The sequence below is a fragment of the Cohnella baijiui genome (assembly GCF_020731285.1).
In the GTDB taxonomy this organism is placed as follows: domain Bacteria; phylum Bacillota; class Bacilli; order Paenibacillales; family Paenibacillaceae; genus Cohnella.
Genome location: NZ_JAJFOW010000007.1, coordinates 151,613 through 177,860, shown reverse-complemented (window position 1 = coordinate 177,860; position 26,248 = coordinate 151,613). Strand labels below are relative to the sequence as shown.

27 protein-coding genes and 1 riboswitch are annotated in these 26,248 nt (G+C 61.5%); of the genes, 2 read left to right on the top strand and 25 right to left on the bottom strand.

Going from position 1 to position 26,248, the window contains the following annotated elements:
* Positions 1–78: 78 nt before the first annotated feature.
* Both LKX83_RS10380 and serA read left to right on the top strand, forming a co-directional pair.
* Positions 79–1,002, top strand: a complete 924-nt coding sequence (locus tag LKX83_RS10380; RefSeq protein ID WP_227882105.1) for a hypothetical protein — start codon at positions 79–81, stop codon at positions 1,000–1,002.
* A gap of 172 nt (positions 1,003–1,174) precedes the next feature.
* Positions 1,175–2,767, top strand: a complete 1,593-nt coding sequence (serA, locus tag LKX83_RS10375; protein ID WP_227882104.1) for a phosphoglycerate dehydrogenase — start codon at positions 1,175–1,177, stop codon at positions 2,765–2,767.
* Positions 2,768–2,923: 156 nt separating this feature from the next.
* On the opposite strand, the gene LKX83_RS10370 is transcribed toward serA, so the two are convergent.
* The 25 genes from LKX83_RS10370 to spoIIAA form a co-directional block, all read right to left on the bottom strand.
* Positions 2,924–4,354 carry a HAMP domain-containing sensor histidine kinase gene (locus LKX83_RS10370; RefSeq protein ID WP_227882103.1) on the bottom strand — a complete coding sequence of 477 codons (1,431 nt, stop codon included), beginning with the start codon at positions 4,352–4,354 and terminating at the stop codon, positions 2,924–2,926.
* 3 nt (positions 4,355–4,357) lie between these two features.
* On the bottom strand, positions 4,358–5,071 hold the full coding sequence (locus tag LKX83_RS10365; RefSeq protein WP_227882102.1) for a response regulator transcription factor: 714 nt from the start codon (positions 5,069–5,071) through the stop codon (positions 4,358–4,360).
* Positions 5,072–5,131: 60 nt separating this feature from the next.
* Complete coding sequence (gene ccsA, locus LKX83_RS10360) at positions 5,132–6,394, bottom strand: cytochrome c biogenesis protein CcsA (protein WP_227882101.1); 1,263 nt, start codon at positions 6,392–6,394, stop codon at positions 5,132–5,134.
* On the bottom strand, positions 6,391–8,070 hold the full coding sequence (gene resB / locus LKX83_RS10355; protein ID WP_227882100.1) for a cytochrome c biogenesis protein ResB: 1,680 nt from the start codon (positions 8,068–8,070) through the stop codon (positions 6,391–6,393). The genes ccsA and resB overlap by 4 nt, the downstream gene beginning before the upstream one ends.
* A gap of 19 nt (positions 8,071–8,089) precedes the next feature.
* On the bottom strand, positions 8,090–8,623 hold the full coding sequence (locus LKX83_RS10350; RefSeq protein ID WP_227882099.1) for a redoxin domain-containing protein: 534 nt from the start codon (positions 8,621–8,623) through the stop codon (positions 8,090–8,092).
* 100 nt (positions 8,624–8,723) lie between these two features.
* Positions 8,724–9,461, bottom strand: a complete 738-nt coding sequence (locus LKX83_RS10345; protein ID WP_227882098.1) for a pseudouridine synthase — start codon at positions 9,459–9,461, stop codon at positions 8,724–8,726.
* 329 nt (positions 9,462–9,790) lie between these two features.
* On the bottom strand, positions 9,791–10,321 hold the full coding sequence (locus tag LKX83_RS10340; protein ID WP_255654461.1) for a spore maturation protein: 531 nt from the start codon (positions 10,319–10,321) through the stop codon (positions 9,791–9,793).
* 3 nt (positions 10,322–10,324) lie between these two features.
* Positions 10,325–10,966, bottom strand: coding sequence for a nucleoside recognition domain-containing protein (locus tag LKX83_RS10335; protein WP_227882097.1), 642 nt, complete (start codon positions 10,964–10,966; stop codon positions 10,325–10,327).
* 42 nt (positions 10,967–11,008) lie between these two features.
* Positions 11,009–12,121 carry a D-alanyl-D-alanine carboxypeptidase family protein gene (locus LKX83_RS10330; RefSeq protein WP_465249331.1) on the bottom strand — a complete coding sequence of 371 codons (1,113 nt, stop codon included), beginning with the start codon at positions 12,119–12,121 and terminating at the stop codon, positions 11,009–11,011.
* 206 nt (positions 12,122–12,327) lie between these two features.
* A complete protein-coding gene (ytfJ, locus tag LKX83_RS10325; RefSeq protein WP_227882096.1) occupies positions 12,328–12,828 on the bottom strand; it encodes a GerW family sporulation protein in 501 nt (166 codons plus the stop codon).
* A gap of 117 nt (positions 12,829–12,945) precedes the next feature.
* Entirely contained in the window at positions 12,946–13,641 is a 696-nt protein-coding gene (locus tag LKX83_RS10320; protein WP_227882095.1) for a DUF2953 domain-containing protein, read from the bottom strand.
* A gap of 67 nt (positions 13,642–13,708) precedes the next feature.
* Entirely contained in the window at positions 13,709–14,326 is a 618-nt protein-coding gene (gene scpB, locus LKX83_RS10315) for an SMC-Scp complex subunit ScpB (protein WP_227882094.1), read from the bottom strand.
* A complete protein-coding gene (locus LKX83_RS10310; RefSeq protein WP_227882093.1) occupies positions 14,295–15,089 on the bottom strand; it encodes a segregation and condensation protein A in 795 nt (264 codons plus the stop codon). The genes scpB and LKX83_RS10310 overlap by 32 nt, the downstream gene beginning before the upstream one ends.
* 82 nt (positions 15,090–15,171) lie before the next feature.
* A complete protein-coding gene (gene ribH, locus LKX83_RS10305; RefSeq protein ID WP_304518320.1) occupies positions 15,172–15,642 on the bottom strand; it encodes a 6,7-dimethyl-8-ribityllumazine synthase in 471 nt (156 codons plus the stop codon).
* A gap of 5 nt (positions 15,643–15,647) precedes the next feature.
* On the bottom strand, positions 15,648–16,934 hold the full coding sequence (locus LKX83_RS10300; RefSeq protein WP_227882091.1) for a bifunctional 3,4-dihydroxy-2-butanone-4-phosphate synthase/GTP cyclohydrolase II: 1,287 nt from the start codon (positions 16,932–16,934) through the stop codon (positions 15,648–15,650).
* Between the two features lie 18 nt (positions 16,935–16,952).
* A complete protein-coding gene (gene ribE / locus LKX83_RS10295; RefSeq protein WP_227882090.1) occupies positions 16,953–17,621 on the bottom strand; it encodes a riboflavin synthase in 669 nt (222 codons plus the stop codon).
* Positions 17,602–18,765 carry a bifunctional diaminohydroxyphosphoribosylaminopyrimidine deaminase/5-amino-6-(5-phosphoribosylamino)uracil reductase RibD gene (ribD, locus tag LKX83_RS10290; protein WP_227882089.1) on the bottom strand — a complete coding sequence of 388 codons (1,164 nt, stop codon included), beginning with the start codon at positions 18,763–18,765 and terminating at the stop codon, positions 17,602–17,604. Before ribD ends, ribE begins: the two co-directional genes overlap by 20 nt.
* Positions 18,766–19,120: 355 nt before the next feature.
* A riboswitch (FMN riboswitch) is annotated at positions 19,121–19,297 on the bottom strand.
* A 310-nt stretch (positions 19,298–19,607) separates the two neighbouring features.
* Positions 19,608–20,042, bottom strand: coding sequence for a peptidylprolyl isomerase (locus LKX83_RS10285; protein ID WP_227882088.1), 435 nt, complete (start codon positions 20,040–20,042; stop codon positions 19,608–19,610).
* A gap of 118 nt (positions 20,043–20,160) precedes the next feature.
* Positions 20,161–21,492, bottom strand: coding sequence for a diaminopimelate decarboxylase (gene lysA, locus LKX83_RS10280; RefSeq protein WP_227882087.1), 1,332 nt, complete (start codon positions 21,490–21,492; stop codon positions 20,161–20,163).
* A 147-nt stretch (positions 21,493–21,639) separates the two neighbouring features.
* The gene (locus LKX83_RS10275) at positions 21,640–23,298 is read right to left on the bottom strand and encodes a spore germination protein (protein WP_227882086.1); all 1,659 of its coding nucleotides are present in this window, start codon (positions 23,296–23,298) and stop codon (positions 21,640–21,642) included.
* Between the two features lie 15 nt (positions 23,299–23,313).
* The gene (locus tag LKX83_RS10270; RefSeq protein ID WP_370639058.1) at positions 23,314–23,742 is read right to left on the bottom strand and encodes a stage V sporulation protein AB; all 429 of its coding nucleotides are present in this window, start codon (positions 23,740–23,742) and stop codon (positions 23,314–23,316) included.
* Positions 23,735–24,373: a stage V sporulation protein AA gene (locus LKX83_RS10265; RefSeq protein ID WP_227882085.1), complete on the bottom strand. Its 639-nt coding sequence runs from the start codon at positions 24,371–24,373 to the stop codon at positions 23,735–23,737. The genes LKX83_RS10270 and LKX83_RS10265 overlap by 8 nt, the downstream gene beginning before the upstream one ends.
* Positions 24,374–24,581: 208 nt before the next feature.
* Positions 24,582–25,340: an RNA polymerase sporulation sigma factor SigF gene (sigF, locus tag LKX83_RS10260; RefSeq protein ID WP_227882084.1), complete on the bottom strand. Its 759-nt coding sequence runs from the start codon at positions 25,338–25,340 to the stop codon at positions 24,582–24,584.
* Between the two features lie 22 nt (positions 25,341–25,362).
* Positions 25,363–25,809, bottom strand: a complete 447-nt coding sequence (gene spoIIAB / locus LKX83_RS10255) for an anti-sigma F factor (RefSeq protein ID WP_227882083.1) — start codon at positions 25,807–25,809, stop codon at positions 25,363–25,365.
* A complete protein-coding gene (gene spoIIAA, locus LKX83_RS10250) occupies positions 25,806–26,159 on the bottom strand; it encodes an anti-sigma F factor antagonist (RefSeq protein ID WP_185672059.1) in 354 nt (117 codons plus the stop codon). Before spoIIAA ends, spoIIAB begins: the two co-directional genes overlap by 4 nt.
* Positions 26,160–26,248 lie beyond the last annotated feature (89 nt).

Genomic DNA, 26,248 nt, shown 5'->3' with positions numbered 1-26,248 from the left:
TGTACGTTTGCTTATTATTTTTCTATACTAGGACTACCATTTACGACACCCAAATCGCCCAGTAAAGAGGAGTAACCGATGGAGAAGCGTCTGTCTCGAACTGATCTCATGTTTGCGCTAGGTTTTTTATTCCTGCTCGTCGTAGCGGTGGGAGCTTTTTTCTACGGCGTGAAGGTAGGTTCGGATAAGGCCAACGCCCGCCACGAGGCGTCGATCAAAACGGCAAACGCGACGCAAGTGAAGCTGAGCGCGTATTCGCAGCAGGACCTCGTGTCCTTCTATCATACCGTATTTTTGCCCTATCGTGAATTTATGAACGAATGGTCGGCCGCGCGCCAGCAGTGGCAGTCCGACGGCACGGCAGATCGCTCGGCCGCGCTGAACGCGCTCGCCAAGCGCGCCACCGCCAAATACGAGTCCGCCAAAGTCGGCTACGTCTCCGGCTCCTCCCCGCTGCTCAGCGGCGCTCAGGACAGCTACCTGAAGAGCCTGAAGCTGTATGCGAGCAGCTTTTCCAAGCTGGCCGCCGCGGCCAACGACGGCACCGCCGCGACCCTGTTCGACAAGCTGAACGCCGACGCCTATTACAAGGAAGCGCTGAGCGAGCAGCTTTCCGCCCAAAAGCAGTATTATGAAGCCATGCTGAAATGGGGCGCCACGGTCAACTTGGACATCCCGGATGCATACGCCATTCCCAAGGTCATCCCCAATTCGACCTGGAAGAACCTGCCTCTCCTCGTGAAGAACATCGTTTCCGCGGAGTACATGGCGTCCAACCGCGAAGTGTACGATTTCATGCCGCAGGATTTGACGGCGCGCATCGACCAGTTCATCCAATCCGGCCAGGCGGAGCGGATGAAGCAGCACTCCATGGGCTCGATCGCGGACATGCTTACCGGCACGGATGCGGTGCGGTCGGGCGACTTCCTCTCGCTGAAGTCCCGCTTGTACGCCAAGCAGACGCTGCCGCAGCTGCCCTTTTTCTATTCCGACAACGGCTGACCGGTCCTTTTTCGCCAAGTCGTCCCGTTTTGCTCATTGAATTGTCTGTCCTTGTGCTTTAAAATAGGAAAAGTTAGCTCTTGCGAAGTCACCCTCCATGCACTGTTGGTCCCGATGCGGGCCGCGGGGGATGGGGGTGTTTTCTATATTCCGGTTCAGTAGGGGGATAACCATGTTTAAAGTATTGGTATCGGATCCGATCAGCGATTTGGGCATTTCGCTGCTGGTCGAAGCTTCGGACATCGCCATCGACAAGAAGACCGGCCTTTCCGAAGACGAGCTGGTCGCGATCATCGGCGAGTACGACGCGCTTCTCGTGCGGAGCCAGACCCGCGTCACCGAGCGCATCATGAACGCGGGCAAGCAGCTTAAGGTCATCGGCCGGGCCGGCGTCGGCGTGGACAACATCGATCTCGACGCGGCGACGCGGCGCGGGATTATCGTCATCAACGCGCCGGACGGCAATACGATCACCACCTGCGAGCATACGTTCGCCATGATGATGGCGCTTGCCCGCCATATCCCCCAAGCCTACGCCAAAACCATCGGCGGCGTCTGGGACCGCAAGTCGTTCGTCGGCGTCGAGCTTCGCAACAAAGTGCTGGGCGTGCTCGGCATGGGCCGGATCGGCAGCGAAGTCGCGGCCCGCGCCAAAGCGTTCGGCATGAAGGTGCTCGGCTATGATCCGTTCCTGACGGAAGAGCGCGCGGAGAAGCTCGGCGTGAAGCTGGCGACCGTGGACGACGTCGTGCGCGAAGCGGACTTTATCACCGTGCATACGCCGCTCACGCCGGAGACGCGCCATATGATCGGCAAGGACCAGTTCGCTCGCATCAAGCCCGGCGTTCGCATCGTGAACTGCGCGCGCGGCGGCATCATCGACGAGCAGGCGCTCATCGAAGCGATCGACGCGGGCGTCGTCGCGGGCGCCGCGTTCGACGTCTTCGAGGAAGAGCCGCCGGCGCCGGACCATCCGTTCCTGAAGCATCCGAAAGTCATCGTCACCCCTCACCTAGGCGCTTCGACCATCGAGGCCCAGGAGAACGTCGCCATCGACGTCTCCGAGCAGCTGCTGCACATTTTGCGCAACGAGCCTTACAAGAACGCCGTCAACATGCCCCCCGTCCCTGCGGACGTTCTGTCGAAGCTCGAACCCTACTTCACGCTCGGCCGCAAGCTCGGCAGCTTCGTCGCCCAGATCGCGGAAGGCCCGGTCAAGGAAATCGTCGTCAGCTACGCCGGCGAACTGGCGGACGTCGACACGAATCCGCTCACCCGCTACGTCGTTCAGGGCGTGCTAGCCCATCATCTCGGCTCCGATCAGGTCAACGCCGTTAACGCGATGCACCTGGCGAAGACGCGCGAAGTGAATATCGTCGTGAACAAGTCTCAGGCGTCCAAAGGCTTCACGAACCTAGTGTCCGTTACGCTCCGCACCGGCCGCGAAGAGCGCATGGTTGCCGGCGCCCTGCTGAACGGCTTCGGACCGCGCGTCACCCAGATCGACAAGTTCCCGGTAGACGTCGAGCCGCAAGGCCATATCCTGCTCATCTCGCACCACGACAAGCCGGGCATCATCGGCCGCGTCGGCACGCTGCTCGGCAGCAACGACGTGAACATCGCCACGATGCAGGTCGGCCGGAAGATCGTCGGCGGCGCCGCCATCATGGTGCTGGGCGTCGACAAAGCGGTGCCGAAGGAAGTGCAGCAGCTGGTCGCGGATCTGCCCGATCTCACGACTGCCAAGGAAATTCAATTGCTCTAATCCGCCATATGAACGTTCGCAACGCGAAAAACCTCCGTCACCGATTCGGCAGACGGAGGTTTTTCGTTTTCGTAGACAGACTAGCGGCTGCTCGCATCGATCAGGCTACCGGCCGGAAGTCTTCCCGATGCCGACGGCTTCGAAAGCCGTTCCGTATCAGGCGGCGCCCGTCGGAAGACGAAGCATGAAGGTCGTGCCCTCGCCGAGCGTGCTGGCCGCCGAGATCGTCCCGCCGTGCGCCTCGACGAGATTTTTGACGATCGCGAGGCCAAGCCCGGTGCCCACCTTGGAGTCGCGCTTGCGCGCCTTGTCGGCCTTGTAGAAGCGCTCGAAAATGTAAGGCAGATCTTCGGCGGGGATGCCCTGGCCTTCGTCGGCAATCGTCATTTCGAGCTGTTCTCCTTTCGGGCCGGCCACGCGGCGGGCGCCGATCGTAATCCCGGCGCCCGCCGGGGTATGGCGGAACGCGTTGTCGAGCAGGTTCGTGAGCACCTGCTCGAGCCGGTCGGCGTCGGCCGAAGCGAGCTTCAGCCCCTCCTCTTCGCCGACGCGCCGCAGCTCGATGCCGCGGTCCTTCGCCATCGCCGCATATTTGCGATAGACGCGGCCGAGCAGTGCGTTCACATCCACCTCCTGCAGCGTCATCTCCATGTAGCCGGCTTCCATGCGCGCGAGATCGAGCAGATCTTTGACCAGCCGGCCCATGCGCAGCGATTCGTCGTGGATGACCTGGACGAGCGCTTTGCGCTCTTCGGGGGATGCGGCGATATCGTCCAGCAGCGCTTCGCTGTAGCCCTGCACCATCGAGAGCGGCGTTCGGATCTCGTGGGACACGTTCGCGACAAAGTCTTTGCGCATCTTGTCGACCCGATACTCCTCCGTCACGTCGCGCAGGACGGCGACGGCGCCGCGCACGCCCTCATCTTCGTTCGAGGCGAGCGGGGACAGGACGACGGACCAAACGCCGTTCTGCACGTGAAGCTTGCCCGAATACTCCTGGCCTTTGGCGATGACGGTGTCGTAAGTTTCGCGAAGCGGCCCGGGCACCTGATCCTGGCTGCCCCCCGCCTCTTCATCCTGCCAGTCGACCGACTGCCAGACGTCGAGGAGGTGCTCCCCCTGCGGATTTGTAAGCTTGACCTTGCCCTCCGCGTCGAACAGCAGGACGGCGTCGGTCATGCTGCGCAGCACGCTGTTCAGCTGATCGCGCTCGTGCTGGATATCGCGGATGAGCGCATCCAGCTCCGACGCCATCTGGTTAAACGTATTGGCCAGCTCCCCAATCTCGTCCGAGGACCGGATGGCAAGCCGCGTCGAATACTCTCCTTGGGCGACGCGGTCGGCCGCTTCCTTCATCTCTCGCAGCGGCTGCGTGATCTTCGTCAGCAGGAAGAAGGCGAAGAACGTCGTCAGCAGAAACCCGACCGCGCCCGCGTAGATGAACAAGTGCTTGATCTTCACCAGCGAGTCGGTCAGCGTCACGTCGACGACCTTTAGCAGAAACAGTCCGACCGTCGAGATGACGACCGCGACGAGCAGCATGATCGTAAGCCACATCTTGCCGACGACCGTTCTCCAGATCGCCATGGCTTACTTGGCCACCTCGAGCTTGTAGCCGACGCCCCACACCGTTGTGATCATCGAAGCGGCTTCGGAAGAGACGCGGTTCAGCTTTTCGCGGAGCCGCTTGACATGCGTGTCCACGGTCCGCAAGTCGCCGAAGAAATCGTAGTTCCAGACGTCCTTCAACAGATCCTCGCGGGAGAACACTTTGTCCGGAGAGCTGGCTAGATAATGAAGCAGCTCGTATTCCTTGGGCGTCAGGTTGACCTCTTGGCCTCCCGCCGTCACGCGGTGCGCGTCGTGTTCGATGACCAGGTGCGGGAACACGATGTTATTGCTAGTATTCAGCTCTTTGGAAAGGAACGCCGTCGCCGACGAGCGCCGCAGGATCGCCTTGATCCGGAAGATCACCTCGCGCGGGCTGAACGGCTTGACGACATAGTCGTCGGCGCCGACCTCAAAGCCCTGCACCCGATTGACCTCCTCGCCTTTCGCCGTCAGCATGAGAATCGGCGTCGCCTTCGTTTGGCGCAGGCGCGCGCAAACCTCCATGCCGTCGATGCCCGGGAGCATCAGATCGAGCACGATGAGGTCGAACTCCTCTTGCTGCGCCAGGCGGAGGGCGGTCTCGCCGTCCTCCGCTTCTTCGATGGCGTAGCCTTCCTTTTCCAGATACATCCGAAGCAGACGGCGGATGCGTTCTTCGTCGTCGACGACCAGGATGCGGTTACCTTGATTCATGCTTGAAGACCCCTTTCCATGATCGGATTCGGCAGTGCTTCGGCTCGGACGGACCGTCGATCAGACGCCCGCGTACGAGTGCAAGCCGGCGATGACGAGATTGACCCCGATAAGGGTGAACAGGACGACCAGGAAGCCGATGACGGCCAGCCATGCCGACCGGGTGCCCTGCCAGCCGCGGGACAGACGCAGGTGGAGGTAGGCGCTGTAGAACAGCCATGTGATGAGCGCCCAAACTTCCTTCGGATCCCAGCCCCAGAACCGCGACCAGGCGATCTGCGCCCAGATCATCGCGAAGATGAGCGCGCCTAGCGTAAAGATCGGGAAGCCGATCGCGATCGCGCGGTAGCTGATTTCGTCCAGGTCCTCCGGATCGATATCGGTCAGATGCGGATGAATGCGGGCCGCGATCGGCTTGCGCGCGAGGAGCCGCAGTACGGCGTAGATAAGGATGCCGGAGATGATCGACCAGATGACGGTGTTCAGTTTGCGTCCCGCGTTGACGCCGTTCATCCAGGACGGCGCTTCGAACAGCGGTTCCTTCATCCCGATAAAGGTGTCCATCGAGAGCTTTTCGCTGTTATAAGGTTTGACGATCGGCGGCAGTCCGTATTCGACCGTTTGAACTTTGGAATGCTCGGCGCCCTGCTGGTCGATCGTGACGGACTCCTGCTGGAACTTCGCCTCGTAGCCGGCCGCGCGGAAGCCGAACACGGCGACCAGGAAGCCGACGATGACGACCATGAAGAACAGGACGAACTCCGTCCACCGCTGCTCGCGGCGGCCGGCTTTGTCGGTGCGGGAAAAGTCGACGACGCGGAGCAGCTGGACGAGCGCCGCGGCGAAGCCGACGGCGAAGAACGCTTCTCCCGTCGCGGCCGTCGTGACGTGAATCTTGAGCCAGTAGTTGTTCAGCGCCGGGATAAGCGGTTGTACCTCGGACGGGAAGACGGAGGCGTAAGCGACGATGATGACGACCAGCGGCAGCGCGAACGCGCCGAGCAGGTTGTTTTTGTAAATGAGATGGACGATGATGAACGCGAACATGATAGCCATCGCCAGGAACGTCATAAACTCGTACATGTTGCTGGTCGGGATATGTCCGCCTCCCGCCCAGCGGGTGAAGAAGAAGACGAGATGGGCAATCCAGCCCAGAATGGCGGTCACGAACGCGATCCGGCCCCAGCGGCGATTGTGCGCCGCGGGTTCCCGGTTGCTCCACCGCTTGCCCCCGACGGCGACCGCGTAAAAAATAAACGAGGCGCAGTAGAGAACGAATGCGATGATGAACGCCGTGCTGCTAATGTCGAGCCACCTATTCAACTTGAACTCCTCCTGTTATCGAGCGCCTTCGGATCGACGGCGACGCCGCATTTGCCGAGCGCCGACGCCACTTCGTTGCGAATGCCGTACGTGTTTTTATTCGTATGTGCGCCCAGTGTGAGCTGGCCGTCGTCGATGCGGAGCCAGATGCGGCGGTGCTGCCAGTAGAAGCCCATGACGAGGCCGATCATCGAGATGGTCGCCCCGACCCAGACATACGGCATCGCCCGGTCGACGCGCACGTTAAGGTACGTCGTGTACTGCGAGAAGCTGACGTTTTCCATCTTGCCGACCTGGAACGAAAAGCGACCGGAGTTGCTGCCGAGCTTGCGGAAGCTGTCGTTGATTTGCTGCTGAACGGCTTTGTCGTCTCCGCTCGGCATCGGGAAGTAGATGTACATCTCGCCTTTGTCGGGAAGATCCGGACCCGTGATCACGAACACGAAGGCCGGATTGTTCGGGTCCCGCGTCTTCGTCATCGGACGCCCTTCGGCGTCCAGGCCGAAGTCCGGGAAGACGGCCGATAGCGTCAGCTTGTACGGCCCGGCCTCGACGGCGGGCGGCGGATCGCTCATCGGCAGATCGAACGGTCCGTACGACTTGCCCGTCTTCGCATCCTCGAGCATCGGCTTCACTTCGATCAGCCGGATGCGTTCCTCGTAGTTGTACTGATAGAGGCTGAGTCCTTTGTAGGACAAGGGCGAATTGACCTCGATGGGGTGGGATTCGACCTCCTTTAGCTCCGGCTCGTGAATCGGATCATCGTTGCAGTATTTCGTACATGCATAGAGCTTGGCTTGCGTCTGATACAACTTGGCCCGGTTCGTGCCTTTCAGCTTGTCCGGAAGCTCCTCGTCCTTGTAGTACTCGACGGTGAATTTCTCGTTTTTGACGTAGTAATTCGTATTCGGGATCTGGACGGTCTGATGCTCGTCGATGCCGATATACTTGTCCATATGCCACGCCGGGACGCTGCGCCCGAGGACGGCGAGCAGGAAGATGATGAGACCAATGTGGTTGATATACGGCCCCCACCGGCTGAACCGGTTTTTCTCGGCGAGCAGCGCCGATCCGTCCGTCCACACTTTGTAGCGCTTGCGCTTCAATTGCTTGGAAAACTGTTCGATCCAGCGATCCGGCTCCTCAACGAGCGGTGCCGAGTAGACCGTTTGCTGACGGGTGATGAACGTGAGGTGCTTGCGCACCTGCTGCTTGGCGAGCGCTTTGTACAGCGGAAGCACCCGGTCCAGGCTGCAGACGACAAGCGACGTGCCGATCATGACAAGCAGTCCGATGAACCACCACGATTGATAAGTCCGCGACAAGCCGAGCGCGTGATAAATCGTGCCCCACGTGCCGTAAGTATCTTTGTAATACGATCCCGCGTCGTCCAAATTGATGAACGTGCTTTCCTGCGGGTAGATCGTGCCAATCGCCGCGCCGATCAGTGTAATGATGATCAGGTAGACCGCGATCTTGACCGAGGAAAAGAAATTCCATACCCGGTCGATCAGCGCCGGGTTCGCTTTTTGCGAGCGGCGGGCCGCCCCGTCGTACCTCATCTCGAGCGGCGTGTCGAGCGGCAGGTCCTCGACGAGAGGTTTGCCGCACGATTCGCACAAGACGGTGCCGAGCGGGTTCTGGTGTCCGCATTCGCACTTGGTGTTCTGTATCAACCCCCGCTGCCTCCCATCCTTATTGCCCGGAAGCGAACAATCGTTCGATTCGCGCGCTGATCGTCTCTTCGCTCATCGGTCCCCCGATGACGATGTCCTGGATTTTGCCGTCCGCCGTAATGAAGAAGGTGGTCGGGTATTCCTTGAGCCCGTATTTCCGCTCCGTCTTCTTGTTTTTGTCGAGCAGAATCGGAAACTTCACCCCGTACGACCGGATAAAGCTGCCTACGCTGACGCGATCCTCGCTGAGGTTGATGCCGACCAGCTGCAGCCCTTGATCCTTCCACTTGTCGTACTGGGCCTGAAGCGCGGGCATTTCGTCCCGGCAGGGCGGGCAGAAGGAGCCCCAGAAGTTGAGCACGAGCGGTTTTCCCTTGTAGGAGGCCAGGTCGTGAACTTGGCCGTCGAGTCCGAGTAGCTCGAATTCGGGGGCGGCATTACCGGACGAGAGCACGGTCTTGGACGTAAAAAAGGACTGGCCGATCGCATATCCTCCGATCAGGAGGACGGCCGCCAGAATGAGGTATTGGATCGGCTTCCGATAACGCTTCACTGTTTCACCACCAACCGCTTTTTTACCATTATAACGAAAATACCGGGGCCGGAGACAATCGCCCCGACCGCCGGTTTGAACATTGTGTGACATAGGGGTACTAAGTACCGCTTCCCGCCTGCTCGGCGGCCTCGCGCAGCAGCTTGACCTCCTGCTCGCTGAGCTTGCGGTATTTGCCGCGTTGGAGGTTGTCCAGCGTCAGGCCGCCGAACGATACCCGCTTCAGCCGGACGACGGGATGATGGATCGCCTCGAACATGCGCCGAACCTGCCGGTTGCGGCCTTCGCGGATCGTGATGGCGATCGTGGCCATCTTGCCCTCCGGGTCGACGTCGTGATATTCGACCTCGGCCGGCGCGGTTATGCCGTCCTCGAGCTTGATGCCCTTTTGAAGCTTTTCCAGGGCAGCGCCGTGCGGCACCTTCTCGACGGTCGCATGGTACGTCTTCGGCACGTGGTGCCGGGGGTGCGTGAGCAGGTTCGCCAGCTCGCCGTCGTTGGTGAGCAGCAGCAGTCCTTCCGTATCGTAATCCAGCCGGCCGACCGGATAGACGCGCTCTTTGACGCCTTTTAAATAATCGGTCACGACGCTGCGGCCTTTTTCGTCGTGCACGCTCGTAATGACGCCTTTCGGCTTGTTAAACAACAAATACAGTTTGTCTTCCGTACGAATCCGCTTGCCGTTGACCGCGATGACGTCTTTGGCGGGATCGGCCTTGACGCCGAGCTCGCGGACGACCTCGTCGTTCACGGTCACTTTGCCGCTTTGAATCAATTCTTCGCATTTGCGCCGCGAAGCGACTCCGGCATGGGCAAGAATCTTCTGCAATCGTTCCACTGGTCGTTCACCTCACCCCTCATCATACTCCGTCGGAAAGGTTTTCACAACCTGAAGCCCTCGGCCCTTGCCGACGACGGCAAAAAGGAATACGGCCCGCCCGGCGGCTGGCCGTATCCCTCGAAAAGCTAGATGGAGAATATCGAAATCGAATCGTGCTTTTCACGGGAAAGCGGGCATTCGTATTCATTCGTATTCGAAAAATCGAATAGAATAATGCTTTTCGGCGGGATAGCGGCTTTCGTATTCGAAAAATCGAATAGAAACGTGCTTTTCGGCGGGATTGCGGCTTTCGTATTCGAAATATCGAATAGAATTGTGCTTTTCGCTTAGTACAGCAACCAGCAGGCGAACACCGCGGCGAAAAATCCGACCGCGTCGGAAAAAAGTCCGACCTTGAGCGCGTAGCGGGCGTTGCGGATGCCGATCGCGCCGAAGTAGACGGTAAGCACGTAGAGCGTCGTGTCCGTACTGCCCTGGATCGTGGAGGCGATGCGGCCGATGAACGAGTCGGGGCCGTGCGCCTTGATCAGGTCGGTGGCGAAGGCGAGCGAGCCGGCGCCCGTGATCGGGCGAAGCAGGCCGAGCGGCAGCACGTCGCCGGGAACGCCCAGCCGCGCGAACAGCGGCTTGGCCGCGGCGACCAGCATATCCATCGCGCCGGAGGCCCGGAACATGCTGATCGCCGTCAGCATGCCGACCAGATGCGGGATGATGCCGATGGCCGTCGAGAAGCCGTCCTTCGCGCCGTCCACGAACGTCTCGTACACCGGGACTTTGCGAAATGCCGCATACAGAGGGATGAGGACGATGAACATGGGGATCGCCCAGGTGGAGAGGGCGTGCAGCGCGGCCACCATCCGCTACGCCCCTTTCGGCGGTGCGACGCCGGCGGTCTCGGTCGGTCGCGGCAGCGCGGCGGGCGGATCGCCGGAACGGCGCCGGTACCACCTGTCGGCGATGATCGCCGCGCCCGTGGAGATGGCTGTCGCGAGCAGCGTCGGCGCGATAATGTCGGCCGGGGATGCAGAGCCGAAGTTCATGCGGATCGCGATCAACGTCGTCGGGATCAGGGTGATGCTCGCCGTGTTGAGCGCGAGGAGCGTGCACATCGCCGGCGTCGCTGTCTCCGGGTGCGGATTCAGCTTTTGCAGCTCCTGCATCGCCCGTATCCCCATGGGCGTCGCAGCATTGCCGAGGCCGAGCAGATTGGCGCTCATATTGGACAAGATGAACCCGAGCGCGGGATGATCCTTCGGCACATCGGGAAACAGCCAGCGGACGACGGGCGCCAGCAGCCGGGACAGTTTAAGCACGAGGCCCGATACTTCGGCGATGCGCATCAGCCCCATCCAGAACACGAGGATGCTGATCAGGCCGAAGCAGACGGTGACGCCGGTCTGCGCGCCGCTGAAGGCGGCCTCCGTCACCTGATCGACCCGACCGGTCGCGACGGCGAACGCCACGCTGAACACGATCATGCCGAGCCAGATCCAATTGACCATGCGGATCGCCTCCTTCCCCTTGGTTTGCGCGGAGCGAACGCTTCAACCGAATGACAGGACGAACCGGATCGAGCGGCGCAGCGCTTCCGCGAAGGTCAAATGCGGCGCCGGGGACGGCTCCGCCATTGTCGGCGCTTCGGGCGTTTGTCCGGCGCTGTCCTTTGCGGCTTGCGGCAGCAGGAGCACGCTCCCCAGCGTCTGCCCGTCCAGACGGAACGTCAGCTTGCCGCGATAGCCCAACGCGTAATCGACGCCGCCGCTCGCATAAGGCGTCAAATGAATGCGTACCTGGTCGCGTTCGCCGGCGGCGAACGGGTACCGGAACGCCGAAGCGGTGCGGAACGGGTAGCCGGCGACGCCCTCGTCCGAACCGACGACCTCCTGCAGCGGATAGTTGGCGAAGCCGTAATCGAGCAGTCGCTGATGATCCGCCCAGTCGTCCCCATCGTTCAGCGTGACGACTACGATCTGCTGACCGTACCGGGTGGCGGAGCTGACCAGGCATCGCAGGGCTTGCTTCGTATAGCCCGTCTTGACGCCGTCCGCCCCTTCGTAGAAACGCAGCATTTTATTTTTGTTCAGCCATTCGTAATCGCGGCCGTCCGCCTTTTTTTCTTTCGTCTTCACGATTTCGCGGAAGGTGTCGTTATGCATCGCGTATGCCGTCAGTTTGGCCAGGTCGTTCGCGGAGGAATAGTGGTCCTTATGATCGAGACCGGACGGATTGACGAAATGACTGTTCGTCAAGCCGATCTCTTCGGCCTTGCGGTTCATCAAATACGCGAAGCCGTCCACGGAGCCGCCGACATGCTCCGCAATCGCCGTCGCGGCGTCGTTTCCCGAACGCAGCATGAGACCGTAGAGCAGGTCCTGCAGCGTCATTTTCTCTCCGGCCTTCAAATAAATCGATGAACCTTCCACCCCGGCCGCGCGGGAGCTGATCTTCACGACGTCTTTCAGCTTGCCGTGCTCGATCGCCACGATCGCCGTCATGATCTTCGTCAGACTGGCGATGAGCATGCGGTCGTCTCCGTGGTCGCTGAACAAAATCCGGCCGGACGTAACGTCGATGACCGCCGTCGCTTTCGCGTGCGTGACGGGCGCAGCCGGAGCCGCGGCGGCGATTCCGGGCCAAGCCAAGGAGGTCCATAGCAGCGAGATCGCGGCGGCGCAAAGCAGCCCGATCGATCGGAAGGATTTGGCGGATGCGTTCAATTCGAGTTCCTCCTAGCGTTGCGCGTTGAGCGCTTGCTACCATCTTATGTGGGCATGTCCCTAAGTATGAAAAAAGAACGATGGATATTCTCAGCTCCTGCGTCGCGGGCAACGAAAAAAACCGGCCTTGCGGCCGGCATTTGCCGTCAGTGCGAGGATCCGTGCGAAGATCCGCGCGAAGATTCGTGCGAGTTCACGGATGTCTTCGCCGAAAGGGTGGAATCCGTCTCGCGGATATGGCCCGGGCGCTGCAGCATCGTCTGGATTTTGTCGACCCATTGCGGCGCCATATCGATCAGACGCTCGATCAGGTGGGTCTGATTGTCCAACGGCACGACTTTGACGCCTTGCGTGCCGACGACCAGGAAGGCGATCGGGCTGATCGAGACGCCGCCGCCGCTGCCGCCGCCGAACGGCAATTGAACGCTGGCATTGTGCTGATCCGACCCTTCGTTCTGGTGATCGTCCATCATGCCTTGAAATTCGCTGCCCCCCGCCGCGAAGCCGAAGCCCACCTTGGAGATCGGCAGAATGACGCTGCCGTCGGGCGTTTGGACCGGTTCGCCGACGATCGTATTGACATCCACCATTTCCTTGATATTTTCCATCGCCGTTTGCATTAAGCCTTGAATCGGATGCTCGGACATCGTGCTTGCGCCTCCTTGTTGTTTCACGCTTGACATGAAGGAAGATTGATTTGCATCCTCTAGCTTGCCCGGAACGGACGGGAGCTATGTACGTCGGAACGATCAGGGTTCGCGTCTTTACGCATGTTCCGGCGGCGACATCCAACTGCGCCAGGCGCGCAGCGCCGTTCGAGCGTGGACAGTCCGGAAGCCGAGGCGCAGCATGGAGAGCAGCGCCCCTCCGGCGCGAATGCGAAAGTCCGCTTCCCAAACGACGGCAAATTCCGCCTCCTTGAAATTCGGCTCCACGCGGCCGTGGGGATGGGTCCGCAGCCGGATAAAACGTCCTGCGACGCCCACTGCAGCGCCCATCGCGGTCCAGAACAGTCCGGCCGCCACGCCGGTGAGCGCGGCGTCGCCAGTCCCGATCCGCACGTCGAGGCGCCATCTCGTGCATTCCACCCGACGGAGAAACGACAGTGCCCACGCCTTGAAGCGCCGCGTCGACCGCATCACGATCCTGGCGGCACGGCGCTTGCGGCGGATGGTCGAAAGATTGATTTTGCGCCTGCTTTTGCTTGGTTCGTCTTCGCCGGAGCCGGGTGTGGCCTTCTTCTGGCGCTCCTGGTAGACGATATTCATCCCGCGAATCATGATCGAGGGGATCTCCTTCTGCAACTGGACGATGCCATACAAGGCGCGCACCGCGAGGACGAGCTGATCCTGCTTCCCGCTTCGCGAATACCGGATGCGAACGCGCACATACGACATGCATGCCGCCATCGCCAGCAGCGCGATGATCGCGACCGCCGTTCCCCCAATCCAAAAAGCCATACCACTCCCGCCTTTCGCCTGGGAGTAGTATGGCCTTCTCGCTTCGCTTCATTCTGTTGCCTGCGCTTCAGTTCGTTTCCATTACGCGGTCCAGATCGTCCATTGAGAGCTGTCTGCCTTCGATCCGCTCGAAAAGCATCCGGGTCCGCTCCTCCATCTCGTCGTCGTCCTCCGAAACGATCGGATCTGGCAGCTGTCCGATGTCGGCCAGCCCGAAGTAGTCGAGGAACGCCTTGGTCGTGCCGTACAGAATGGGACGTCCGATCTGCTCGGCGCGGCCGACCTCTTCGATCAGATCTTTGGCTACCAGCGTATGAATGGCGCGATCCGACTTGACGCCCCGGATCTCCTCGATGTCGATCCGGGTGATAGGCTGCCGGTACGCGACGATCGAGAGCGTCTCGAGGGCGGCCTGGGAGAGCGACGACCGTGCCGGCGAATAGGCCAGCTTCTCGAAGTACGGGGCGTGCTCGGGCGCCGTCGTCAGCCGGTAGCCGCCGGCGACCTCCGCGATGCGGATGCCCCGCCCGTCTCTCGCGAAGTCGTCCTTCAGATCCCTCAGCACGTCGGCGACGACGTCCGCGTCCATCCCGACGACCTCCGCGATCGTCTTGACGTTCAGCCCCTCGTCGCCCGCCACGAACAGCAGTCCCTCAAGTACCGACTTCAAGGTCGAATAATCCATCGTCGTCGGCCTCCCTTCCCGTCCACGTCAATACGATCTCGTCGAACAGTTGATTTTGATGGCAGGTCACCCACCTGCGCTTCATCAATTCCAATATCGCCAGAAACGTCGCGACGATGTCGTTGCGGTCCATGACGTCGCCGACGATCTGCGAGAACAGCACTTTCGGCTCGCCGAATCCGGCTCTTTCCTTCAGGACGGCCATGATCTCCCGGATGCGGTCTTTGACCGAAATTTCATCCCGCTGGATCGCGGCGATCCGGTTGCGGCCCGCGACCCGTCGCAGCGCCTTGCGGAAGGCCCGAACGAGGTCGTCCACGTGGAGGCCTTCCACCGGATTTTGCTCCACGTCCGGCACGTAAGGCCCGAGATCCGATGGCTCCCGTGTGAAGACCTGGCTGCGCTCGAACTCGTGCTCGCGCAGCTGGCTGGCGATCGCCTTGTACTTGCGGTACTCGATCAGCTTGCGGATGAGCTCTTCGCGCGGATCGATGCCGTCGTCCACGTCTTCGGTCAGCCAGGGCTCGTCCGTCGCCGGCGGCTTCGGCAGCAGCTGCCGGCTCTTCATCGACAGGAGCGTGGCCGCCATGACGAGAAACTCGCTCGTGACGTCCAGCTCCAGCTCCTGCATCGCATCCAGGTAGGCGATATATTGGTCCGTGATGTCGCTGATCGAGATGTCCTGGATATCGATCTCCGCTTTGTCGATCAGATGGAGAAGCAGATCGAGCGGCCCCTCGAAAGTTTCCAGCTTGTATAGCACCGTTGCGCCGATGACCGTTCACCCTTTCCCTGCGCTGCTCGGCTGTCGCTGCGGGACGCGTCTCCCGCCTCCCGCGGCCGGATCAGTCTTTGAGCGCGCGGGTCAGGTTGGCCATCTCGATCGCGGTCGCGGCGGCCTCCCAGCCTTTGTTGCCGGCCTTCGTGCCGGCGCGTTCGATCGCTTGCTCGATGCTGTCCACCGTGAGAACGCCGAAAATCGTTGGCACGCCCGTTTTCAGACCGACGGCGGCGACGCCTTTGGCGGCTTCGTTGCAGACGTAGTCGAAGTGCGGCGTCGAGCCGCGGATGACGGCGCCCAGCGTGATGACGGCATCATACTTGCCGCTTTCGGCCATTTTTTGCGCGATCAGCGGAATTTCGAAGGCACCCGGCACCCAGGCGATTTCGACTTCGTTGTCTTCCGCGCCGTGGCGCTTGAACGCGTCCAGCGCCCCGCTCAGCAGCTTGGAGCTGATAAATTCGTTGAAACGGCCGACGACGACCCCGTATTTCAATCCTTGCGATACTAAATTCCCTTCATATACAAACGCCATTTCGTTCATCCTCTCTCCGGCACTGCGCCTAGTTGTTCGTTTTGTTCGACTTGCTCGAGCACGCGGTCCTGAGGCTGCGAATCCTCGGCGAACGTCAGCATATGCCCGAGCTTCGCCTTCTTCGTGCGCAGGTACCGCTTGTTGTCTTCCTTCTCGGTCATCTGGATCGGCACGCGTTCGACCACCTCGAGGCCGTAGCCTTGCAGACCCTTGATCTTGCGCGGGTTGTTCGTCAGCAGACGGATTTGGCGGACGCCGAGATCCCGCAGGATCTGCGCGCCGATGCCGTAGTCCCGCAGGTCGGGAGCGAACCCCAGTTTGATATTCGCTTCGACGGTGTCCAATCCCTGCTCCTGCAGCTTGTAGGCGCGCAATTTGTTGATGAGGCCGATACCCCGGCCTTCCTGGCGCATGTACAGCAGGATGCCGCTCCCCGCCTCGTCGATCTGCCTCAGCGCCGCTTCGAGCTGCGGTCCGCAGTCGCACCGGTGCGAGTGGAAAACGTCGCCCGTCAGGCATTCGGAATGGACGCGCACGAGAACCGGCTTCGAGCCGTCGATCTCGCCTTTGACAAAGGCGACGTGCTCCTTGCCGTCCACCTCATTCGTATAGGCGACCGCCTCGAACGTGCCGAAATCGGTCGGCATCCGGACGGCGACTTCGCGCTGGACGAGCTTCTCCTGCGCGTTGCGGTAGCGGATCAGATCCTGGATCGAAATCAGCTTCAGGCCGTGCAGCGCGGCGAACTGCGTCAGGTCGGGCAGGCGCGCCATCGTGCCGTCTTCCTTGATCACTTCGCAGATGACGGCCGCGGGCTCGGAGCCGCTCAGCCGCGCCAGGTCGACCGCGGCTTCGGTATGTCCCGACCGTCGGAGCACGCCGCCCGGTTTCGCGACGAGCGGGAAAATATGGCCGGGCCGGCGGAAGTCGGCCGCGCCGGACTGCGAGTCGATGAGCCCTTTGACCGTCATCGATCGCTCGTAGGCCGAAATGCCGGTCGTCGTCGACACGTGGTCGACGGACACGGTGAACGCCGTGCCGTGATAATCCGTATTGTGACTGACCATCGGCGGCAGGTCAAGCTGATCTGCGCGTTCGGGCGTAATCGGGACGCAGACGAGCCCCCGGGCCTCGGTGATCATGAAGTTGATCGCTTCCGGCGTCGCCTTCTCGGCGAGAATGACGAGATCCCCTTCGTTCTCCCGGTCCTCGTCGTCGACGACGAGGACCATTTTCCCTTGCTTCAGGTCGGCGACCGCTTCTTCAATCGTATTGAACCGAATCTCTTCCATGTTTGACGCCTCCCTCGATTAAAATCCGTATTCGCGCAGCTTCGCCTCGGTCAAACCTCCGGCGCCGCCGGTGCGGGAAGCGTCAGCCTCCCGCCGGCTTAAGAGATGATCGACGTATTTGCCCAGAATGTCGCACTCGACGTTGATCGAATCCCCCGGGTGCTTGGCTTGCAGCGCGGTCTCGCGCAGCGTGTGCGGGATGATCGAAACGCTCAGCGTTCCGGCCGCCTGGTCCGTGCCGATGACGGTCAGGCTGATGCCGTCCAAGGTGATCGAGCCTTGAGGCACGACGTGGCGGAGCAGCTCCGCCCGGTGCGGCCTTACGGTGAACACGACGGCGTTGGCGTCCTTCGTTCGGGAAACGATGACGGCCGTTCCGTCGACGTGCCCCTGGACGAGATGGCCTCCGAACCGGCCGCCCGCCTGCATGGCCCGCTCCAGATTGACGGCGTCTCCCGGCCTCAGCTCGCTCAGGTTCGTATGCCGGTACGTCTGCGGCATGACGTCCGCGGCGAACGAAGTGCCGTCAACCGCGACGACCGTCAAGCAGACGCCGTTAACGGAAATGCTGTCCCCCAGCTTCGCATCCTCCAGCACCTTGGACGCAGCGATCGTAAGGATCATCGCTTCGCCTCGGCTATATGCCCGGCGGAGGACGCCGACTTCTTCAATGAGCCCCGTGAACATCGGCTCTCCCTCCCGTTTCCATGGAAATGGTTGAAGCATCCGCTTCCTCCTCTCCTTTCGGGGGATACGCGGTGACGCACCAATCTTCCCCGAACCGTTCGATGCCGCCTACGCGCAGCCGGACCGCCTCGCCCATCGTCTCGGGACCTTGCAGGGAGAAAGCCGACGGCGCACCGTCACCCGCGATTTTAGCGGCGTAGAACAGCATGATTTTGTCGACGAGTCCCGCTTCGAGCAGCGCGCCGTTCAGGACGCCGCCGCCTTCGACGAGCACCGACCCGATCCCGCGTTCGCCAAGCGCGGCAAGCCCCGCCCGGAGATCGACGCGCGGACCGTCGCCGCAAGGAACGACCTCGGCCCCGTTCGCCCGCAGCGCCTCCGCCCGGGCAGGCTCTGCCCTCGATGTCGTCAGCACGATCGTCGGAGCCGCGCCGTTCAGGACACGAGCGTCCGTCGGCAAGCGCAGAGAGGAGTCGACGATGACGCGTGCGGGATGGAGGCCCGGCACCGACAGCCGGGTCGTCAGCTCCGGGTCGTCCGCAAGGACGGTCCCGACGCCGATCATGATCGCGTTGTGCCGATGCCGCAGCGTATGGACCGCCTCCCGGGCGGCCGGCCCCGTGATCCATCGACTGTGTCCGGTTCGCGTCGCGATTCGGCCGTCCAGCGTAACCGCCGTCTTCACCGTGACGAACGGCAAGCCGGTCGCGATAAATCGGTTGAACGACTCGTTGAGCGCCCTCGACGCTTCCCCCAGCAAGCCGACTTCGACCTCGATCCCGTGTGCCCGCAGCCGGGCGACACCGCGGCCGGAGACGAGCGGATTCGGGTCGGTCGTCGCGACGACGACGCGTGCGATCCCTTTCTCGATGAGCAGATCGCAGCAGGGCGGGGTTCGGCCGTGATGGCTGCACGGCTCCAGCGTGACATAGGCCGTCGCGCCGCGTGCCTCTTCGCCGGCCATGCGGACCGCGTGCACTTCGGCATGGGCTTCGCCCCGCCGCAGATGCGCGCCGATGCCGACGATTCGGCCATTTTTGACGAGCACGCAGCCGACCGTCGGATTGATGCCCGTCTGGCCGGCGGCGCCTTGAGCCGCATTCAGGGCCAGCCGCATGTAAAATTCGTCGTTCAGCAGTTCCATTCGGCTCGCCTCCCCTTTCCGGCCATTCACGATAAAAAACCCCGGGCGCCAAAGCTCCCCGGGGTTGATGCACAGCGTGAAACAGAACTATAGCGTACGTCCGACATGCTTCCGAGGCAAACGCAAGCCTAACCCTCGCCGCCGCCCGAAAACAAGGGCGGAACGCGGATGTCCGAGGCGACCGTCCCCCCCGGCAGGCCATTGGACCTGCAACGAAAGGGACGGCCAAGACGACGCGGCTCCGGATCGCCCATCCAATGTTCGTGAAAAAAAGAACATGCAGAATGGCCTATCGCCGTACCGCGCGGCATGCGCACCTATGGCTAGCACGAAAGACGCGGCTAGAGCCGCGCTGCGCTTCCTTCTCCCATCCAGACTGTCACTGTCGGTCCCGGATTCGCACCGGGTCCACCGCCTCGCTCTCCGGCAGGCCGGTAGCGCGAAGACGGGTCACGGACTGACGGCTGTTCCGCTTGCGGGCGGAATGCCGATCACCGCCGGTGGGGAATTGCACCCCGCCCCGAAGGTAAGCTGCTAGATTTCCTAACGTTCGGGCCGGGCGTTGTCGCCGACCTGAATCGTTGAGTGAAAGTTTACCACCGTAATATGAAAATTGCAAGCAAATTCAGACCCGCGCGCTCGGATTAGCTGTCCCGACTGTCCCGATCCGACGTCCGACAACCGTCATCCCGACGCGAGCCGGAAGAACGGCGAAACCGGCTAGGGCTTGGCCTCCTCCGCGAGTCCGCCTGCCCCTCCCCCAAACGGCAATAAACCTCCGTTCGCCGCCCGGAGGGCGGTCACGGAGGTCCTGAGAGGGCTTTCCCTGCTTGAAGCGTCGATTACGCTTGTTCGTTGACGACGATCTTCTCGAAACGGTCGCCGCCGCGCAGCTTGTCGACATGCTCCATCCCGGAAACGACTTTGCCGAATACGGTGTGCACGCCGTCCAGGTGAGGCTGCGGGGAGTATACGATGTAGAACTGGCTGCCGCCCGTGTTCGGACCGCGGTGGGCCATCGCCAGCGCGCCCCGTTCGTGCTTGTTGGGGTTGATCTCGCAGTCGATCTCGTAGCCCGGACCGCCGGAGCCGTTGCCGTTCGGGCAGCCGCCTTGGGCGACGAAGCCCGGGATGACGCGATGGAACGTCAGGTTGTCGTAGAAGCCGGTATTCGCCAGCTTCTCGAAGTTCGCCACCGTGTTCGGGGCGTCTTTGTCGAAGAGCTCGATGACGACTTCGTTGCCGTCCGCGAGTTTGATGGTCGCTTGTTTGCTCATTGGGTCCACTCCTTTTCCTTCGTCGGAACTCGTCTTATCATACTACATTTTCGCGCGAATGGAAAAGCCGCCCGGCTGCTTGTCCGGCCGGGCGGCCTTGATCGACGCGTGACGAAGCTTACTTGGCGACCGGCTGCTTGCGCAGGCGCTCGGGAATGACGTCGTTGCCGACGATGTTCTCGAACGACTCGCGGGCGACGACCAGGTCGGCCTGACCGTCCTTTACGAAGACTACGGCCGGGCGGCGAATGCGGTTGTAGTTGCTCGCCATCGCGTAGTTGTAGGCGCCCGTACAGAAGACGGCCAGCAGATCGCCTGTCTCGACCGGCGGCAGGTTCAGGTCCCAGATGAGCATGTCGCCGCTCTCGCAGCATTTGCCGGCGACGGAGACGATTTCCTTGGCGGCGTCGTTCGCGCGGTTGGCCAGCACGGCTTCGTACTTGGACTCGTAAAGCGCAGGGCGCGGGTTGTCGGTCATGCCGCCGTCGACGGCGATATACTTGCGCACGCCCGGAATGTCTTTGCTCGTCCCGATCGTGTACAGCGTCGTACCGGCGTCGCCGACGATGCTGCGGCCCGGCTCGACCCAAATTTCGGGCAGCGGGTATTCGGCCGCGGTGAACGACGAGATGATCGCGTCAGTGATTGCCTTTACGTAAGTACCGACGGGCAGCGGGGAGTCGCCTTCGACGTAGCGGATGCCGAAGCCTCCGCCCAGGTTGATGACCGTGAACGTCTTGTCCAGCTTTTCGCGGATCTCGATGGAGAAGGCGGCGACCTTTTCGACGGCCATACGAAAGCCTTCGACTTCGAAAATCTGCGAGCCGATATGGGAGTGGACGCCGAGCAGCTTGAGCTGCGGCTGCTTGATCGCTTCTTCGACGGCGCGGAAGGCGGTGCCGTTGCTGATGTCGAAGCCGAATTTCGAGTCTTGCTGGCCGGTCGAGATATAGTCGTGCGTATGGGCTTCGACGCCCGGCGTGACGCGGAGCAGGATATTCACCGTCTTGCCGTGTTCGGCGGCCAAGGCGTTCAGAAGGCTCAGCTCGACGAAGTTGTCGACGACAAAGCAGCCGATATTCGCGCGGAGCGCCATCTCGATCTCCTCGGGCGTCTTGTTGTTGCCGTGGAAGTGGATGCGCTCGGCTGGGAAGCCGGCTTGCAGCGCGGTGTAAAGCTCGCCGTCGGAGACGACGTCGAGGCTCATGCCCTCCTCTTCGGCGACGCGGCACATGGCCATGACGCAGAAGGCTTTGGACGCGTAGGCGACCTGGAATTTCAGCCCCGTGGCGCGGAAGGCATCCACGTATTCGCGCGCGCGCTGGCGCACAAGCGCTTCGTCGACGATATACAGCGGCGTTCCGAAATCGCGCGCCAGATCGGTGACGTCGCAACCGCCGATCTCAAGGTGATTTTTTTCGTTAATCCGACTGGTACCATGCAAATACATATACGATTCCCCTTTGGCAGGATTCGGATCGACACGAGCGGAAGCCCGGTCCCGGGATAAAATAGATTACCCTGAGTATAGCCGATATCGCCCGCCGGGGAAATGGAGGAATCGCCAAAACATTTGCATTATGCCGCCGGAGAGCCGTCATACCGGTTGTTTTCGGTTTTGCTTGGGGCGGTTCAGCGCCGGTCGCTTTTGGTTGCGCGGAAGCGGGCGGCGGAGGATGACGTTCACGAGCGCGGCTCCGTTAAACGGCAGCAATGGCCACATGTAAGGGGCGTTGTACGAGCGAACCATCACGAGTCCGACGAAAATCGCCGTCGCGCAGACGATGAAGCCCGGCATCTGGAACAGAGACACCGCCACCAGAAGAGCCAGCCTCACGATCCGGTTCGCGAGTCCCAGCTCGTAGCTCGGCGTGGCGAACATCCCGATCGCCGCCACCGCCATGTACAGAATGACTTCGTTAATGAACAGCCCGGTCTTGACGGCGATGTCCCCGATCAGGATGGCGGAGACGAGCGACATCGCCGTGACGAGCGGGGAAGGCGTATGCACGGCAGCGAGCCGCATGAGGTCGACCCCGACTTCCACGAGAAGAAACTGCAGGATCAGCGGCAGATCCCCCGTCTTTTCCGCACCGAGGAACCAAAGCCAGTGCGGTCGCAGATGGGGCGTCTGGGCGTACATGTACCAGAGCGGCAGCAAAAACATCGAGGCAAGGATCCCGAAATACCGGACCCAACGCAAATAGGTGCCGATGAACGGGCTTTGCCGGTTTTCCTCTGCGTGCTGCACGAGGTCGAAGTAGGTGGTCGGCAGCAAGATGACGCTCGGGGACGTGTCCACGATTACGGTCACGCTGCCGTCCAGCAGATGCGCCGAAACGACGTCCGGCCGCTCCGAGTAGCGCACGAGGGGAAACGGATTCCAGTCGGCCTTGACCGTCATCTCCTCGAGCTGTTTGTCGCCGAGCGGGATGCCGTCGATTTTGACGGCTTTGATCTTGTCCCGCACGGACTCCACCAGCTCCTGGTCGGCGATATCGTTCAGATAGGCGATGGCGACGTCGGTCCTCGTCCGGTCTCCGACCTTCAAAATCTCGAATCGCAGGTTCGCGTCGCGCAGCCGGCGGCGGATAAGCCCCACGTTCGTGAGGATGTTTTCGGTAAAGCCGTCTTTGCTGCCCCGGACGACTTTCTCCAGCGCGGGTTCCTCCGGGGTGCGTCCCGGATATTCCTTGGCGTCGAACAGCAGCACGCCGGGTTCGCCGTCTACGTAGAACGCCGCGTTCCCCATCAGCACGTCGTTGATCATCTCGTCGAACGAATCGCTGCGGCGGATTTGCGCCATCGGGATATAGTGCGTGAAGAAGCTTTCCAGCGCGTTCCGGTCGAGATTGCCCGGCTCGAGGAAGGACAGCCGCTTCAGCATCTCCGTCAGCGCCGCGTCCTTCACCAGGCAGGAGAGCGTGAGCAGCGCCGTTTTGCGTTCTCCGAACGTCATTTGACGAACCTGAACGTCGAAGTTCGTTTCGAGGCCGAGACGGTCGCGCAGCTGGTCGAGCCAATCCTCCAGCCGGGGGGCGATCTTGTCGTCCGCTTTTCGGTCTGCGTCTTTCGGCCCTCGCTTAACGCCGGTTTCTTCTTCGCCGCCCGCTTGCCCGGCGCCGGACGAATGGCGAGCCCCGCCGCGCTTAACGGCCTTGCCCCCGATTTCCGAATGGTCCTCGCGCGAAGACGGATCCGGAGGAGGCGCCTTCGGCTCCGTCAAGTCCATGCTTCCGTGTTCGGTCGTGTTCATGCGGCATTCCTCCTGTCATTTCGGTTGAAGCAAGAGCCAATCGACGAGCGAGCCGACGACTTTGCCGAGCACCATGGCGATGAGCAGCGCGAACAGATACGGGCTCAGCCGCAGCCGCTTGGCCACAATGGGGATGACGTTCAGCACTTCGGTCAGCGCGGCGGCAAACATCCCGACAAAGACGCCCTGGAACAACGAAGGAATGACGAGCCATCCAGCCTGCATCGAGACGATCCATCCGAACAGGTCGGCGCAGCTCCAATACAGGACGCCGCAGAGCAAGGCCGACTCGAAGATGACCGAACGACGATACGCTCGCGTCAGCTGTACGAGCCGCGGGACGAGGTCGAGCACGATGAGCAGCGCGACGAACGCGCTGCCGACCGAGAATCCTCCCGCCAGCCCTGCCATCACCACGCAGGCGCCGCCGAGCAGTTCAATCACGTTCCGCTCCCTCCGGCTCTCCGATCTTTTTGCGGTATTCCTCCGTGATCACGTAGTGGTTCACGTTTTCCTGGTACATGAACATCTCCACCTCGAGCGGGTTCGGCTCGTCGTTGAGCCGTTTCCGGAACACCCGGTTGAAGAACAGCAGCATGCCGATCCCCAGCCCCAGCGAATACGGGATTTCGAACAGCCAGGGGTGCCGCTCTGTGCGTCCGGTCAGCAATTCCACGATGCGGCGCTGTACCTCCGGCATGTTGACATCGGCGTGAAAGTTCAGGATCGCCATCCCCGAACCGAAAAACAGCAGCAGCCATGCCGCGACCAGCAATGCCCAACGCGGCTTGATGCGCTTCGCCTTGGACACCTCCAGCAAAACGTGCGGCTCGCCGAACGTTTCGATCGTCGCCCACGGTGCCGCTTCTCGGATGCGGCGGATGACCTGCAGCATGTCCACCAAGAGCAGATTGCCGTCGGACGGGCGGATTTGCCGCAACGGCAGCTGCGCCAGCTTGCGCGCCAGCATTGGCTCCGTCACGAGCGCGGCGATATCGCCGAGGCGCACCTCTGCCGCCGGTTCCACGACGACGCGCCGATGAAGGCGAACGTACACGACGTCCGTTGATTCCATCCGCTTCACCTCCAGGCGAACGTTTCCTGTAGTATGGGACAAACGGGCGGTCCGTACTCGCTTGCGGCGCCCGGTTGGAAATCCGGCCGCTATCTTCGCGTATCTCCGCAAACGAAACAAACGCCCGCGGCCGCAGCCCGTCCGCTCCAAGGGAGCGGGGGCTTGCGGCCGCAGGCGCGAACGCGAACCGCGTCGGTGAGCCTGGGACTCACTGCGCGATCTGGTCTTTGATGTTTTGCAGAATCTTCTTCTCCAGACGGCTGACCTGCACCTGCGAGATGCCGAGGCGGCTGGCCACCTCCGACTGCGTCTGATCCCGGAAGTACCGGAGATACACGATCAGCCGCTCCCGGTCGGACAATCCCTGAATCGCTTGCGTGAGCGCCAGCTTGTCGAACCACTTCTCCTGCGAATCGTCGGCGATCTGGTCCATCAGCGTGATCGGGTCGCCGTCGTTCTCGAACACCGTCTCGTGGATCGAGGTCGGCGGCTTGTTCGCCTCCTGGGCGAATACGATTTCTTCGGGCGTCGCTCCGACCTCTTCCGCGACCTCGCCGATCGTCGGCTGACGACCGAGGCGCTTGGAGAGCTCATCCTTCACCTTGCGCACACGGTTGGCCATCTCTTTCAGCGAACGGCTGACCTTGAGCGTGCCGTCGTCGCGCAGAAATCTTTGAATCTCGCCGATGATCATCGGCACCGCGTACGTGGAAAACTTGACTTCATAGGACAGATCAAACTTGTCGACGGACTTGAGCAAGCCGATGCACCCGATCTGGAACAGATCCTCGGCGTCGTAGCCGCGATTCGCAAACCGCTGGACCACCGACCAGACCAGGCGGATGTTGCTCGAGACGAGCGTATCCCGCGCGGTGCTGTCGCCCGATTGGCTAAGCGCGATCAGCCGCTTGACCTCCGCGTCGTCCAGATACCCCGGCGGCGACGATCGCTTCCATTCGATTTCCATGCCCCCAACCCCTGCCGCGGTATTAGTTGAACAATGCCTTTTTGGATTCGATCCGCTTCTTCATGCGAAGCCGGGTACCTTCGTTCGGAACGCTCGTCACGTCAAACTCGTCCATGAAGTTTTCCATGATCGTAAAGCCCATCCCGGAGCGCTCCAGCTCCGGCCGGGAGGTGAACAGCGGCTGGCGCGCCAGATCCAGATCCTCGATGCCTCTGCCTTCGTCCTGGATCGAGATCGACACCGTGTCTCCCGCGATCTCGGCTTCGAGATGGACGACGCCGTCCTCGCGATTCTCGTAACCGTGGATGATCGCGTTCGTGACCGCTTCGGAGACGACCGTCTTGATGTCGTTCAACTGCTCCATCGTCGGATCAAGCTGGGAGACGAAGGCGGCGACAGCCACCCGTGCGAACGCCTCGTTTTCGGACAGGCTGGCGAACGACAGCCTCATGAAGTTGCCTCGGCTCATGATACGACCTCCAGACCGGCTAGCGCCGAACGTTCCGTGTCATAGAAAGAGAGAATCTTGTACAGGCCCGACAGCTCGAAGAGGCGCTTCACGCTTGCGTGCGCGTCGCACACGACCATTTTGCCGCCGCGGCTCTTGACCAGCTTGTACCGGCCGAGAACGACGCCAAGCCCCGAACTGTCCATGAATTGCAGTTCTTTGAGGCTCAGCACGACATGATCGCAGCGGCCTCTCAGGATCGCGTCTTCCATCTTAAAACGGACGATATCCGCAGTGTGGTGGTCCAGTTCTCCCTTCAAGCGTACAACGAGCACGTTGCGGTGCTGCTCCAGTTCCACTTGCAATCCCATGCCGCTTTCCCTCCAGTGCGAGCTCATTTTGTGGTAGAACATTCAATTCTACGAGCTCGCAAATCATTCCTGCCCCCCGACAAAACTAG

Excerpts from the sequence above, each read along its gene's own strand:
- LKX83_RS10380 (WP_227882105.1), top strand. The coding sequence starts at position 79 with ATGGAGAAGCGTCTGTCTCGAACTGATCTCATGTTTGCGCTAGGTTTT.
- serA (WP_227882104.1), top strand. The coding sequence starts at position 1,175 with ATGTTTAAAGTATTGGTATCGGATCCGATCAGCGATTTGGGCATTTCG.
- LKX83_RS10370 (WP_227882103.1), bottom strand. The coding sequence starts at position 4,354 with ATGGCGATCTGGAGAACGGTCGTCGGCAAGATGTGGCTTACGATCATG.
- LKX83_RS10365 (WP_227882102.1), bottom strand. The coding sequence starts at position 5,071 with ATGAATCAAGGTAACCGCATCCTGGTCGTCGACGACGAAGAACGCATC.
- LKX83_RS10340 (WP_255654461.1), bottom strand. The coding sequence starts at position 10,321 with ATGGTGGCCGCGCTGCACGCCCTCTCCACCTGGGCGATCCCCATGTTC.
- LKX83_RS10335 (WP_227882097.1), bottom strand. The coding sequence starts at position 10,966 with ATGGTCAATTGGATCTGGCTCGGCATGATCGTGTTCAGCGTGGCGTTC.
- ytfJ (WP_227882096.1), bottom strand. The coding sequence starts at position 12,828 with ATGTCCGAGCATCCGATTCAAGGCTTAATGCAAACGGCGATGGAAAAT.
- LKX83_RS10320 (WP_227882095.1), bottom strand. The coding sequence starts at position 13,641 with ATGGCTTTTTGGATTGGGGGAACGGCGGTCGCGATCATCGCGCTGCTG.
- scpB (WP_227882094.1), bottom strand. The coding sequence starts at position 14,326 with ATGGATTATTCGACCTTGAAGTCGGTACTTGAGGGACTGCTGTTCGTG.
- ribH (WP_304518320.1), bottom strand. The coding sequence starts at position 15,642 with ATGGCGTTTGTATATGAAGGGAATTTAGTATCGCAAGGATTGAAATAC.
- LKX83_RS10300 (WP_227882091.1), bottom strand. The coding sequence starts at position 16,934 with ATGGAAGAGATTCGGTTCAATACGATTGAAGAAGCGGTCGCCGACCTG.
- ribE (WP_227882090.1), bottom strand. The coding sequence starts at position 17,621 with ATGTTCACGGGGCTCATTGAAGAAGTCGGCGTCCTCCGCCGGGCATAT.
- ribD (WP_227882089.1), bottom strand. The coding sequence starts at position 18,765 with ATGGAACTGCTGAACGACGAATTTTACATGCGGCTGGCCCTGAATGCG.
- LKX83_RS10285 (WP_227882088.1), bottom strand. The coding sequence starts at position 20,042 with ATGAGCAAACAAGCGACCATCAAACTCGCGGACGGCAACGAAGTCGTC.
- lysA (WP_227882087.1), bottom strand. The coding sequence starts at position 21,492 with ATGTATTTGCATGGTACCAGTCGGATTAACGAAAAAAATCACCTTGAG.
- LKX83_RS10275 (WP_227882086.1), bottom strand. The coding sequence starts at position 23,298 with ATGAACACGACCGAACACGGAAGCATGGACTTGACGGAGCCGAAGGCG.
- LKX83_RS10265 (WP_227882085.1), bottom strand. The coding sequence starts at position 24,373 with ATGGAATCAACGGACGTCGTGTACGTTCGCCTTCATCGGCGCGTCGTC.
- sigF (WP_227882084.1), bottom strand. The coding sequence starts at position 25,340 with ATGGAAATCGAATGGAAGCGATCGTCGCCGCCGGGGTATCTGGACGAC.
- spoIIAB (WP_227882083.1), bottom strand. The coding sequence starts at position 25,809 with ATGAGCCGAGGCAACTTCATGAGGCTGTCGTTCGCCAGCCTGTCCGAA.
- spoIIAA (WP_185672059.1), bottom strand. The coding sequence starts at position 26,159 with ATGGGATTGCAAGTGGAACTGGAGCAGCACCGCAACGTGCTCGTTGTA.